The 13,245-nt window shown below is 25.5% G+C and carries 12 protein-coding genes and 3 pseudogenes; 10 read left to right on the forward strand and 5 right to left on the reverse strand.

From position 1 onward, the window contains the following. Window positions 1-220: 220 nt before the first annotated feature. The 3 genes from Q8852_RS03690 to Q8852_RS03700 all read right to left on the reverse strand — a co-directional run bounded on the left by Q8852_RS03690 (window position 221) and on the right by Q8852_RS03700 (window position 3,115). Window positions 221-1,435 carry an IS30 family transposase gene (locus Q8852_RS03690; RefSeq protein ID WP_305937833.1) on the reverse strand — a complete coding sequence of 405 codons (1,215 nt, stop codon included), beginning with the start codon at window positions 1,433-1,435 and terminating at the stop codon, window positions 221-223. Window positions 1,436-1,652: 217 nt separating this feature from the next. Then, entirely contained in the window at window positions 1,653-2,216 is a 564-nt protein-coding gene (locus Q8852_RS03695; RefSeq protein WP_305937834.1) for a hypothetical protein, read from the reverse strand. A 2-nt stretch (window positions 2,217-2,218) separates the two neighbouring features. After that, complete coding sequence (locus Q8852_RS03700; protein WP_305937835.1) at window positions 2,219-3,115, reverse strand: hypothetical protein; 897 nt, start codon at window positions 3,113-3,115, stop codon at window positions 2,219-2,221. 376 nt (window positions 3,116-3,491) lie between these two features. On the opposite strand from Q8852_RS03700, the gene Q8852_RS03705 reads away from it, so the two are divergent. The 4 genes from Q8852_RS03705 to Q8852_RS03720 all read left to right on the forward strand — a co-directional run bounded on the left by Q8852_RS03705 (window position 3,492) and on the right by Q8852_RS03720 (window position 6,152). Continuing rightward, window positions 3,492-4,484: a hypothetical protein gene (locus Q8852_RS03705; protein WP_305937836.1), complete on the forward strand. Its 993-nt coding sequence runs from the start codon at window positions 3,492-3,494 to the stop codon at window positions 4,482-4,484. Between the two features lie 342 nt (window positions 4,485-4,826). Next, a complete protein-coding gene (locus Q8852_RS03710; RefSeq protein WP_305937837.1) occupies window positions 4,827-5,222 on the forward strand; it encodes a hypothetical protein in 396 nt (131 codons plus the stop codon). Continuing rightward, complete coding sequence (locus Q8852_RS03715) at window positions 5,207-5,842, forward strand: hypothetical protein (protein ID WP_305937838.1); 636 nt, start codon at window positions 5,207-5,209, stop codon at window positions 5,840-5,842. Before Q8852_RS03710 ends, Q8852_RS03715 begins: the two co-directional genes overlap by 16 nt. 22 nt (window positions 5,843-5,864) lie before the next feature. Then, entirely contained in the window at window positions 5,865-6,152 is a 288-nt protein-coding gene (locus Q8852_RS03720) for a hypothetical protein (protein ID WP_305937839.1), read from the forward strand. 212 nt (window positions 6,153-6,364) lie between these two features. Here the strand turns inward: Q8852_RS03720 and Q8852_RS03725 are convergent. Further along, window positions 6,365-7,599, reverse strand: a pseudogene (locus Q8852_RS03725) (IS256 family transposase). Window positions 7,600-7,982: 383 nt separating this feature from the next. Between Q8852_RS03725 and Q8852_RS03730 the strand changes: the two are divergent. The 6 genes and pseudogenes from Q8852_RS03730 to Q8852_RS03755 form a co-directional block, all read left to right on the forward strand. Next, entirely contained in the window at window positions 7,983-8,966 is a 984-nt protein-coding gene (locus Q8852_RS03730; RefSeq protein ID WP_305937841.1) for a ribose-phosphate pyrophosphokinase, read from the forward strand. Beyond that, the gene (gene rsmG / locus Q8852_RS03735; RefSeq protein WP_305937842.1) at window positions 8,953-9,642 is read left to right on the forward strand and encodes a 16S rRNA (guanine(527)-N(7))-methyltransferase RsmG; all 690 of its coding nucleotides are present in this window, start codon (window positions 8,953-8,955) and stop codon (window positions 9,640-9,642) included. The genes Q8852_RS03730 and rsmG overlap by 14 nt, the downstream gene beginning before the upstream one ends. Window positions 9,643-9,890: 248 nt before the next feature. Further along, entirely contained in the window at window positions 9,891-10,448 is a 558-nt protein-coding gene (locus Q8852_RS03740) for a hypothetical protein (protein ID WP_305937843.1), read from the forward strand. 20 nt (window positions 10,449-10,468) lie between these two features. Next, a complete protein-coding gene (locus Q8852_RS03745) occupies window positions 10,469-10,732 on the forward strand; it encodes an IS1634 family transposase (protein WP_305937844.1) in 264 nt (87 codons plus the stop codon). A gap of 250 nt (window positions 10,733-10,982) precedes the next feature. Further along, window positions 10,983-11,339 (forward strand): IS1634 family transposase, encoded by a 357-nt coding sequence (locus Q8852_RS03750; protein WP_305937845.1) that lies wholly within the window; start codon window positions 10,983-10,985, stop codon window positions 11,337-11,339. A gap of 159 nt (window positions 11,340-11,498) precedes the next feature. After that, a pseudogene (locus Q8852_RS03755) lies at window positions 11,499-11,908 on the forward strand (transposase); the annotation flags it as partial. 74 nt (window positions 11,909-11,982) lie between these two features. On the opposite strand, the pseudogene Q8852_RS03760 reads toward Q8852_RS03755, so the two are convergent. Further along, window positions 11,983-13,217, reverse strand: a pseudogene (locus tag Q8852_RS03760) (IS256 family transposase). Window positions 13,218-13,245: the final 28 nt, after the last annotated feature.

Here is a 13,245-nt window from a genome sequence, read left to right on the forward strand (position 1 = left end):
TTAAATTTGAAGCTTTTAAATTATTTTTTTGCAATATATGATAAACAATAATTCTATTCATTGATAAACCATATGTTAGAATAAAACCTATTAATTAAAAAGTTGAACGTCCACCAAAGGGAAAAATTGAGTAGTTCCTCAATATTGCTGTAGAAATTTTACTAAATTTGCAAAAAGAGTATGCAAAAACACAGCCGGGGCTGGAAATGCGATATTTTTCTTAAATAAAACTATTGAAAAACTCTGAAGTTTTTAGTCTTATTTTTCTACCTGTTTTATCATCAATATACTCTCTATATTGGTCGTTTATTGCGATAAACATTTGAAAAATATATTCATCATTAACATATCTAGGAAACTTGCCTTTTGGTAAAAAGTTTCTGATTTTTTTATGAGCATTTTCTATGCTTCCTTTTTGTCATGAAGAATATGTATCGCACTTATAAATAACTGGTATTTGTTTAATTTCATTTAACTTTACATTTTCAGAACCATTATCAATGGTTAAAGATAATATTGTTAAATTATGATGGTTAATTAGTGTAATAAGCGCTTCTTTAACCAATTCAGCATCTCGCCGTGTTAAAATCCCAAATAACATTCTCGTTTTTCTTTCGAGCAATGTTAAAATACATCATTTAGCTCTTAAATTAAGTATTACAGTGTCCATTTCATAATGACCAAACTCTTCTCTGTTTCTTATAGATAGCGGAGCTAAATGTATAGAAATTCCAAAATTAATCTTTGTTGATTGAGTTCCTTTTGGCTTTTTCTTCTTATTTTGCTGTTTATCTCAATGAGCTTTAGATATTCCTCTTTTTGATTTAATAATAAATATTGAAAAATCTATTTCATGTACATAATCACAATCCATAAAGTCATAAAAAGCCTGCGGTGTAGGGACAAAAGCATTTTTATCTTCCAATTGCTCTTTATAATAATCAAGAAATGTAGCAACAGATATAAGTGGTTCAAATTTCTTTTCATCAATAGAAATTTGTTGTCCTTTAGATAAAAGTTTTTTAACTCGTTTGTGTTGTTTACTTCAGTATTTTGAAAAGCGAACAATATCTTTTCATTTTAATAAGGTATTTTGCCTTAATTGTTCAACTGGATTTTTAATATTTTCTATTTTATATTTATATCACTCATGATGTGAAACTTTAAAAATAGTTGTTAATCTCTTTCCACAATTACTACAGAATTTATATGAGTTTTCTGCTTTAAGATTTAATGTGGCTAGTTTTAAATTTTGCTTCAAAATTTTATTTGATATATTCATCAATTTTGCAATTTCAGTAAGTGAATTTGCTGTTTCAAAATGTTTAAACATTATTGCGAGTTTTTCAATGTTAAAATTTGTGATTTTCTGTTCTCTGATGCTATTTATTTCTTTATGCATCTTGTTTATATTTTCATTATTTAATGAATCCATAATCACAAAATGGTGGTATGCTTCTCTTTGTGTTTTTAATGCAACAGTCTTGTAAACCTGCTCCTCAATTTTTATACAAAAAATACTTTTTTATTATATTTATTCTCGATTAACATATAATAAGTGTGGTTCCTTTCTTTTTGAAGCAATATTATTATAACAAGGAACTACAAAAAGCTGTTAACCCACTGTTTAGGTGGATTAGCAGCTTTTTAATTTATAGAATAAAACCAAATCATACAAAAATAAATGCTGCACACGTATATCATGGTAATCCATATATTAATAGTGATATTACTATAACTAAAATTGAAGAGTAATAAATACAGAAAAGTATAAAAAATCACATAATTATTTTTTTAACTTTATTTATATTGACATTTTGATTAAACTCCAATTGATTGCTTTCATTTTTCGGCTTAAGATAAACATATTTATACAACCATAACTCAAGTTTATTTTTTCTTTTTGGAAATCTATTTTCTTTAAGAAAGCGTCATTTTTCAGGGAATCTATATAAAGAATTAAATATAATTTCAAAAATTCCGCAAAACATAAATAATCCTGATGGGATAGATCATAAAATAATAACAACTATAAATAGTATATACATTCAATGATTATGTAATCCCTTACTCTTAATGCCCTTATCCATAAAAGACAAAACAGCTGATATTAAAAAATAATCAAAAACCGAAACGCAAAATAATAGCAAACAGCCGTATAAAAACGAAACGCAAATATTCAGTTTTAAAAACCTAGATTTTTGTTTTTCTGTCATAATTAATATCCTGCATATTTAGGGATAAATGAATCACAATAATTATATAATCATCTTTTTTCTTTTTCGATTATACTCTTAACGAGTTTCAATTCTTTTATAAAATTTTCGACATTAATCTTTTTATATTTTTTTTCAAAATTTTCAACTATGCTAATAAGATTTTCAATAGCGTCGTACATTCTATTGAGATATTTAAATTGAGCAAGCGTTTCATCAAAATTTTTATATTTCTCTTTATTGGGATAAGATTTTAAACCAGTAACAAAAGACAACATATTAGTTGTGATTTCTTGTATGCAATTATTTATTTGAATTAACATTTCTGCATCTTTAGAAAAATCATTATAATGGCTCTTTGAGAATGCGGAAGTTATTATACCAAGTGTTGATGACCCTAAGCCAAGTATGTTTCCCGCAGCAGACGGAATAAATAGCAATGGTATCCCCATGAATGTTGTCTTAAGACCAAAGTTATTTCCTCAATTCCCGATCGATTCACTTAAATTATATGATTGTTCAGAAGTTTTATCATATGTTTCAGATATTCTATTTAAATTATTTAATACTTCATTTTTAATAATTTTTAATTTAATGAATTCTGCATTATCATCATCAGAAAAAGTTCTCTGCAATATATTTATTCTTCCGAATTCAAGAGAATTCTCGATGTTTTTATATAAAAGTGAATCTTTTAAAAAATTATTTTTATTTATATCATCGATTAAATCATAAGTGACTAATAATTTATTCTTTTCTCAATCGCTGAGTTGATTTATTCATTGCAGATATAACTCTGTAAAATCAGCATTATTGATGATTTTATTAATATCTTCAATGTATTTTAATTTTTGAAAATCTAATTCTTTTTTATACTCTTTGATTATTTCTATGTTCATGAACATCTCCAAATTTTTATATAAATTTATATTAAATTATTAATTAATTGTTTTCATCATAAAATAATGAGTGTATTTGTGAAATACAAATATAATCCTCCTTATATTTTAATTATATTCTTATATAGAAGCAAATCAAGTTATATCAGGGCAATAACCTAGAAATAAAACATTACTTTTCTACCAATTTGTTAGTTTTTTTATCAGATACATTTAATCAAATATAAGGTAATAATATTAAAAAATAAGTATGTCAAGATTTAATCTTTCAAATGTATTCAGACAATTTAATTGTGATTTGTTCTCAATTAGTTTTCCATAATTTCTTTTTCTTATTTATTAATGATTTAGAATTAAAAAGAAAGGGAAAATTTTAATGCGCTCAAAAGAAAAAAATTACTCAAATATCATAAAACAACTAGGAAATAAAGTAATTATTCAAGGTAGTCATGCTTTATATATTCAAGGAATAATATCAAGAAAACCTAATGATATTGATATTTTGTTAGATTTGAAAGATGAAAATTTATTTAAGAGAAGCATTTTTTGAAATGAAATAAAGAAACAATTAACAATAGATAATGAAATCGTTAATCATGAATTTTTTAATTCATTATTAGTAAAGATATCTGAAAATGAAAATATAAATTTAGAATGCATGATTTTTAAACAAATTCCAACAAGTTTTATTACAACAATTAATGATATTAAATTTATAAATGCTAAATATATGCTTGGTTTTAAAATTTGTCAGCTTTTTACAAATTTATTTAAAAATTTTAAAAATCGTGAATTCAAAATAAGAAAAATTCAGAACTATGTGCAAGATATAAACCTAATAATTCAAGCAGAAGAAATATCTTTTAATGAAACATTTGAAATTTGAATTCAATGTATTACAATCAATCTTCCTTATGAAATTATGTGTTATAAAAAATCACCTTATCTTAAATTAAAAGAAATAAATATTAATGAATTATTAGAGGAATATAAAATTGATATGCATCAAAATCAAAATGCATATGATGCTTTAAAATTTATCCAATCTTCCAAAGAATATAATGAATTTTATAAATGAATTGATAATTTATACGATATTAAAAACGAAATTTTAATGTTTATGCAGTTATTTTGCTTAGAAAACAATATGAATATTAAAGAAACATTAGATAATTTTGGACCATATGTAAAGGCACAAAACAACAATTTGACTACTGCATGCTTTATTTTTCTAATTAAGAAACTAAAACTAAATTACAATGTATTTCAAATTAATGATTTAGTAAGTCAATATACCGTTTCCAATAAAGGTGATTTATATATAGACTTATTAAACTTATCTTTAGATATAACAAATAAAATAGCCTAATATATTTTTTCTAGATATTATTTTTAGGCTTTTTTGTTTATTTTCAAAATAAGGCTGTAGAATAACCTGTATTTTGTCACTCTTTTCATAATTCATAACCTTTAAAAAATCTTTAATAATCTCTAAAATATATTGATATTTTGCATTGAATTCATACTTTTATATTCTGCTATATATTAAATTGTTCCCTTTATTAGCATATTATTTGGTAGTAGTCCAAAGTTTGTGTGCAAAATTAAAACATCGGTTTCCTACTAATTAGTAAGATTCCGATGTTTTTTGTCTCCTTAATGTAAAATAAGTGTGTAAATTCAAAAATACTAAAGGAGGCACTATTATTATATGCTATCAAACGCAAAACATTACCAAAATAATTTAATTTGTTTGAAATTTAGAGCTAAATCTAGAAATTCAAAATACTCAACTGAATTTACAACTCGTTATAGTCATTACGTCTTAAGACCGTATTTAGATAAATCAAAACTTAAGATGTTAAATACTAAAATTCAAAATATCAAACAGTATTCACCTAGAGAATTTACAATAGAAAAAATGAAAGATTTGTTCAATAAATTAAAAGATGAATGAAGTCTTTTAGAGATTTCAAGACAAATGTCTTGTGATATTAAAACCATTAGGGAACAAATTGAAAAAGCATCTGAGGAGTATAAAGTCCAAACATCATTATTCTGCAAAATTTGCAAAAGACATGTTGGTGCTTTTTGTACCTTTCAATAAACGAATGAACCAAATCAAAAATCTATACAAGAGAAAATACCTTGGATGGAAAAAGAATAACATCATTAGAAAAATGAAAACCATTACACGAATTTACGCAAGATTTAATTTCCAAACATAAAGAATATAGAAGTTTAACAACAGCCGAAAAGAAAAGACTAACAAGCGAACAACTTGTTTATTATAGAAAAACTTCGTTGCAAAAAATATTAGATAAGTTTGAGGATTATGTAAAAGAAAATAATCTACAAAATGTTTTTATTCCTACCGTACAGGGCTTTTATGAATATATCGACAGATATTATGTTGATTTTGAATATAAAATACTTACTTTAAAAAGAAAGTATGGAATCGCAAAAAGCAGACTAAAGAAACCTAAAAAAGCAAAAATTAAATCTAAATTAAAATTTGCAAAAAGTGTTCACGAGCGTTCAGAAAAAATAAATATAAGAGAAGAATTTGGACACTATGAAATAGATACTGTTCAGTTCAAAAAGACAAGTAAATATTGCTTAGTTACATTGCTAGAAAGAAAAACTAGAATGTTATTTGCGATGTATTCTAAAAGAGATGCAGTCTCCGTCAGATTCAGCGCTTGAAAAGCTGATATGCAAATATAGCTTGAAAATTCTAACTTTAACAATGGACAATGGTTTAGAAAATTCTGAACTTCATAAAGTAAAATCCATAAAAGAATTTTATGTATGTGACCCTTATTCTTCATGACAAAAAGGAAGTTTAGAAAACGCACATAAAGAGATTAGAAAGATTATTCCAAAAGGTTATGAACCACAGTTTATTTGTGAAAATTTCATATTTGAATTAATTGATTTAATTAATAAAGATAAACGAAATTATTACTTTGAAAATAGTCAATATCCAGTTAGAATTTCACCATTTGAATTATTTAAAAATTACACAAAAATTTAAAAAATTGGCTCGAAAAAATAAGCCGAAACGACCCTGTCGTGTATTTTAACATACCCATTTTTTAAAAACTTGATAAAATTTAAAAAGAATTTTCACATTTTATGAAATTACACATTAAGTAGAAAGCCAATCTTTTAATTAATCGTCCAAAGTTTGTGTAATCACATCGGACTATAATTGAATAAATTATATATAATAATACTGAACTTAACTTAGAAAATTATTCTTTTCCTTGTTCAAGTTCGAGTTATTTTGAAGCTTGCAACAATAGCCAACATTTTGATGGAGTTAGGACTATGATGCGAGCTTTTTTCTTGACATATTTTCTTAATGCTGAGTGGAAATTTTCGCAAATATTGTTTGTGTAAATATATCTCCTGATTCCTATTGGAAAATCATAAAATGTGAATATCTCGTCAAGTGAGTTTTCAATAATTGCAACAGCTTTTCTGTATTTATCTTTATATTTGTTTTTAAATTCCAAAAATCTTTTATAACCTTCATCTTTGTTTTTACCTTTAAATATTAGTTTTAGTAGTTGTGATACTTCATACCTTTTAGATTGTGGTATTGTAATAAGCGCATTAGTCATTTTATGAAATGCACATTTTTGAATTTTAGATGAAGGAAAAACTGAATTAATAACATTATTAATTCCACTAAAATCATCGCAAACAACAACTTGAGGATCATTAATTCCTCTCTTTTTTAATTCTGATAAGAATTTTGTTCAATTTTCTGTACTTTCTACACCTGAGGTTTCTATTGATAAAACTTGTTTTTTACCTTCTTTATCTATAGCTATAGCGGTGTATAAGGCTATTTTTGAGCTCTGTTTGACAAAATCCCTTGGATTCTCAACATTTTCTAAAGAATTTAAATATTCACCAGTGAATGGGTTATATCATTTAAAAACTTTATGATATGAAGCATCAATAAATAATGCATAAATATCATTATTTATGTCAAAACTATAAGCGTTGTCGTATTTGTTTTTAATAGTTTTTGAAACTCTCGCAATTATAGAATGTCCTATTCTAAAACCTAATAATTTCTCAACTAAATCTATGGTTTGTTCATATGATAAAAATTGTTGCAATAAATGTGCAATTAGAAATTCAAATTCTTCCTCACATCTTTTATATTTAGCTAATATTTGTGAACAAAAATTTGAAGCATTTCTTAATCTTGGGACATTTATTTGTAGTTTACCATTCAATGTGTATAAGGTTCTTTTAGAATATCCATTTCTATAAATTTTTCCTTCAACTAATTCATATTTATTCATTTCAGTAATATAAGCATCTACTTCATCTTTTAAATTCTCTTCAATTAACTTAGCAACATCTAAGTAATTAACATTAAGTAGAAATGATAATTCTCTCATATCAGCTCCTAATTTGTAAAATTCATTTCTTAATAATTTGTTTCTTTCCTCTAAAATCATAACAAAAATCACTCCTTTTAATATTTGGAGTGATTACACAACATTTGGTCTACTACCTATTATTTTGGTATGTTTAAATGACATTTTTACTTTTGATGAGGATTTTTTAAAAAATAATTAAATAACGCTTTATTTCTTATTGATTTCAACTTTTTAAAGCAAAATTTATTCATTTTTAATTGAAATTCTATTAAGTCTGATTTTTTATTACATTTAATTAAAAAAAATAAATGAAAATTCATGGGGGGTGACAAAATACAGGTTATTAGCAGGGGTGACAAAATACAGGTTATTTCACATATTTTTAGGCTTTTTTGTTTATTTTCAAAATAAGGCAAAAAAACTTGTAAAATTTAGGTGAATAAATAATCAAAGAGGTTTTAATGAACAAAAAAGAAACAGTTATTTTTGGAATGCATAATGCACAAAAATTAGCAGAAAAAGTATCTGAATTAGTGGGAATTCCACTTTCACCAATTAATCGAACAGTATATGCTGATGGTGAAGTTATGATTGGGGCAGCTGATACTGTTAGAGATAAAGATGTTTTTATCATTGCAAGTACATCACGTCCTGTTAATGATAATTTAGTAGAATTACTACTTTTTATCGATTCACTTAAGAGAGCAAGCGCTAGAAGTATTAATGTATGTTTAAGCTACTACGGATATGCTAGACAAGATAGAAAAGTTAGCGGTAGACAACCAATTGGAGCAAAACTTGTTGCTGACTTACTGCAAAAAGCTGGCGCAACTAAACTTACTTGTGTTGACTTACACAACCCATCAATTCAAGGATTTTTCGATATTCCGGTTGATGATTTAAGAGGTCAATATCCCCTTGCTCTTGCACTTAAAGAGCTTAATACATCATTTACAGTAGTTTCTCCAGACCACGGTGGAACTGTTAGAGCTAGAAAACTAGCTGAATTAATTGCGAACACAGTTAAAATTTGTATTATTGATAAACGTCGTACCGGAGTTAATCAAACTGAAGTTATGGGTATTATTGGTAATATCAAAGGTCAAAATGCAGTTATTGTAGATGATATCATTGACACTGGTGGAACAATAATTAAAGCAGCTGACACATTAAAAGAAAATGGAGCTGAAAGAATTATTGTTATGGCTACACACGGAATTTTCACTAAAGGATTTGAAGTATTTGAGAATAATCCAAATATTGAAAAAGTTATTGTTACAGATAGTATTGATAATCACGAGTTATTAGATAAATATTCAAAATTACAAATCGTTTCACTTGGTGATTTCTTAGGTAGAGTTATAAATGCTACACTTGAAGGAAGCTCAATTACTAGCGTTTATCAACAAATGAAAGAAGAAATTAATAACTATGGAAATAAGTAAGAAACAAATAGTTGCAGATATGTGCAAACAAAATAATTGAGATTTCTCATTATTTGAAAAATATGTTAATTTAATTGAAGAAAAAAATAAAGTAATGAATTTAACTGGATTTTCAGGAGAGCGACTTTGAGAAGAAGGTATACTTGAATCTCTTGAGTTTATGTTACAAATAACCCAAGGGTTAAGCAATGGAAGTATTCTTGATATCGGAGCAGGAGCTGGTTTTCCATCAATCCCTTATGTTTTAACAAAACCAAATAATAAAGTTACCATTTATGAGCCAATTCAAAAAAGAGTTAATTTTCTAAACGAAGTAATTAATGCTTTGAACTTGCAAGAATATGTTACTGTTTATACATTAAGAGCAGAAGATATCAAAGAAAAAAACATTTTTGATATAGTAACAGCTCGGGCAGTAGCTGATGTTAGAAGTTTACTGATGGCTGCATTTCATTTAGTTAAAGTTAATGGAAAAATGATTCTTATGAAAAGTAACAAAGTTTATGATGAATTAGAAACCGCAAAGTCTATTTTAGCTAAACTTGATTATGAATTAGAGCTTATTCCATTTAATAAAGAAGAAATTAATCGTAATAATATAATTCTATCTATTACTAAAAAACGTTCAACACCACCACAATTTCCATACTTATGGAAAGATATTAAAAAAGCATAGGATACAAACCTATGTTTTTTTTACTCAATTCCTATCTCTTGTTTTAAATCTTCAATATTTACTTTTAACACTTGCTCATAGTATTTTTCACAATCTTTATCCTGAGTTTCGGAGTTTTAGTTCAAAAAATCTGTGAAAATTCAAATTAATTAAGATTCATATATCTATGATATATGGATTTTTAATTTACTTCTAAAAAAGTCCTTTTATTTACTTGTATTACTTGTATAAAATGGTATAATATAGACATGAAAAATAAGTTTATAGTTATCAAACACAAAAGAAAAGATTACACATATATTTCTGTTGCAACATCAAATGGTTACGGAAAAGGATATGGTAACCAAGTTGGTATCGGTAGATTAGAAAAATTAGAAGAGTTATCATCAAATCCGATAAATGTAATAAAAAATGTTTGTGAAACATTATCGATTACTGATTCAAAAGAAAAAATCAAACAAAGTATTATGTTTGCGTTAAATTCTTCAAAAACAGAAGTTTACAATGTAAACTATGGGATAAATATCCTTTATGATTTGATTAATAAATTTGAAATATTTGATGCACTACCAAAAACAAGACATAAAGAACTGAATAAAATTCTAAAATACACAATTGCAAGCAGAATAATTGATGCAAATAGTTATATTTCAATACATAAAAATAAGTATAAATACGAAGATGCTCCAAACACTAGCAAAGATAGTTATTATGCCTTATTAAATCTTATCTATGATAATAAAGAAAACTTATTAAAAAGAATTAACAAAAAGTTATTAAAAATACATCAAGAAAAGTTGAACTAGTTTTCTATGATTCAACAACTATGTATTTTGAAAGTTTTTCACGTTTAGGTCTTAGACATAGTGGTTATTCAAAAGATGGAAAATTTAAAGAGGACCAAGTTGTTGTTGGTATGGCTACAGATGAAAATGGTATTCCTATTCATATCGAAACCTTTAAAGGAAATACTGCAGATTCCAAAACTTTCATTCCTTTTGTATTAGAAATGAGCAAAATTTATGAAATAAAAAATGTAACAATAATTGCCGATAAAGGTATGTCTACATCAAGTAACATAAGATTTTAGAACAAAAAGGGATAAATTACATAATTTCTTATCGTTTAAAATCAGGTGCAAAATCATTTAAAGATTTTATTTTAGATGAAAGCAACTATGTAGGTGATGAAAACTTTAAATACAAAGAAGAAACAATTGTTTCTCTATACAATAAAAAACGTCCTAATGGAAAATTAAGACGTAGAATAGTTACATTTAGCAAAAAAGAGCTTTAAAAGATAAAGCTGATAGACAAAACTTAATTGATAATTTTAATAAATTGAAAAACAAAAATGGATTAGTTGAAACCGGTAAATTAACTGGCGGAAAGAAATACAAATTCTTCAAAAAAGTAGGTAAAGCTTTTTATGAATTAGACTATAAAAAGGTTCAAGAAGATAGTCAATTTGACGGTTATTATATTTATGAAACTTCGAGAATGGATTTAACGTCTGAAGAAATTGTTGAAATTTATGCAAAACAATGACAAATTGAAGAAAACTTCAGAACAATGAAATCATCATTACAAGTTAGACCTATGTATGTTTGAACAGATAAACATATTGAAGCACATATTTTATTATGTTTTATGTCTCTTGTTATCATGAAATTTGAGACTGTAAAAAAGTTTGTGTAAATTAAAAAAAATTATAAAAATGACAAAGAAAGATAAGTTATCTTAAAATTTAATTGAACCGAAAAGGAGATAACTTATCTATGAATAATTTTAAACAATTAAATACAACTTTAAACAATTTATTATTAGAAAATTTTTCTGTTAAAGATGGTAATAATTTTGAAGATATTATGGAAAAAATAAACGAACATATTCGCAGTTCGTTAAAAAATATTATTGAATCATTAATTTCTGATTCTCTAACTGAATTTTTACAATATAAAAAATATGAAAGAAGTAATGTTTCTAACTATAGAAATGGTTATTATGAAAGAACTATTAATACAGAGTATGGAAAAATGAAATTCTCAATAGCTAGAGATAGACTGAATCAATTTCAAAATGTAATTTTTGATAAATATCAAAGAACACAGTCAATTATTAAGGATTTAGTTACTGAAATGTTTGCAGAAGGAATTAATTACGAATCCATCAGTAAGATAGTTAAAAACGTTTATGGAGCTCAATTATCAAAACAATCAATTTCTAATATTACTGATAATCTAATTGTGAATATTGAAAAGTTTAAGGTAGTAGTCCAAAGTTTGTGTAATCACATCGGACTATAATTGAATAAATTATATATAATAATACTGAACTTAACTTAGAAAATTATTCTTTTCCTTGTTCAAGTTCGAGTTATTTTGAAGCTTGCAACAATAGCCAACATTTTGATGGAGTTAGGACTATGATGCGAGCTTTTTTCTTGACATATTTTCTTAATGCTGAGTGGAAATTTTCGCAAATATTGTTTGTGTAAATATATCTCCTAATTCCTATTGGAAAATCATAAAATGTGAATATCTGGTCAAGTGAGTTTTCAATAATTGCAACAGCTTTTCTGTATTTATCTTTATATTTGTTTTTAAATTCCAAAAATCTTTTATAACCTTCATCTTTGTTTTTACCTTTAAATATTAGTTTTAGTAGTTGTGATACTTCATACCTTTTAGATTGTGGTATTGTAATAAGCGCATTAGTCATTTTATGAAATGCACATTTTTGAATTTTAGATGAAGGAAAAACTGAATTAATAACATTATTAATTCCACTAAAATCATCGCAAACAACAACTTGAGGATCATTAATTCCTCTCTTTTTTAATTCTGATAAGAATTTTGTTCAATTTTCTGTACTTTCTACACCTGAGGTTTCTATTGATAAAACTTGTTTTTTACCTTCTTTATCTATAGCTATAGCGGTGTATAAGGCTATTTTTGAGCTCTGTTTGACAAAATCCCTTGAATTCTCAACATTTTCTAAAGAATTTAAATATTCACCAGTGAATGGGTTATATCATTTAAAAACTTTATGATATGAAGCATCAATAAATAATGCATAAATATCATTATTTATGTCAAAACTATAAGCGTTGTCGTATTTGTTTTTAATAGTTTTTGAAACTCTCGCAATTATAGAATGTCCTATTCTAAAACCTAATAATTTCTCAACTAAATCTATGGTTTGTTCATATGATAAAAATTGTTGCAATAAATGTGCGATTAGAAATTCAAATTCTTCCTCACATCTTTTATATTTAGCTAATATTTGTGAACAAAAATTTGAAGCATTTCTTAATCTTGGGACATTTATTTGTAGTTTACCATTCAATGTGTATAAGGTTCTTTTAGAATATCCATTTCTATAAATTTTTCCTTCAACTAATTCATATTTATTCATTTCAGTAATATAAGCATCTACTTCATCTTTTAAATTCTCTTCAATTAACTTAGCAACATCTAAGTAATTAACATTAAGTAGAAATGATAATTCTCTCATATCAGCTCCTAATTTGTAAAATTCATTTCTTAATAATTTGTTTCTTTCCTCTAAAATCATAACAAAAATCACTCCTTTTAATATTTGG

Source organism: Mycoplasma seminis, from assembly GCF_030718845.1.
Classification (GTDB): Bacteria; Bacillota_I; Bacilli_A; order Mycoplasmatales; family Metamycoplasmataceae; genus Mycoplasmopsis; species Mycoplasmopsis seminis.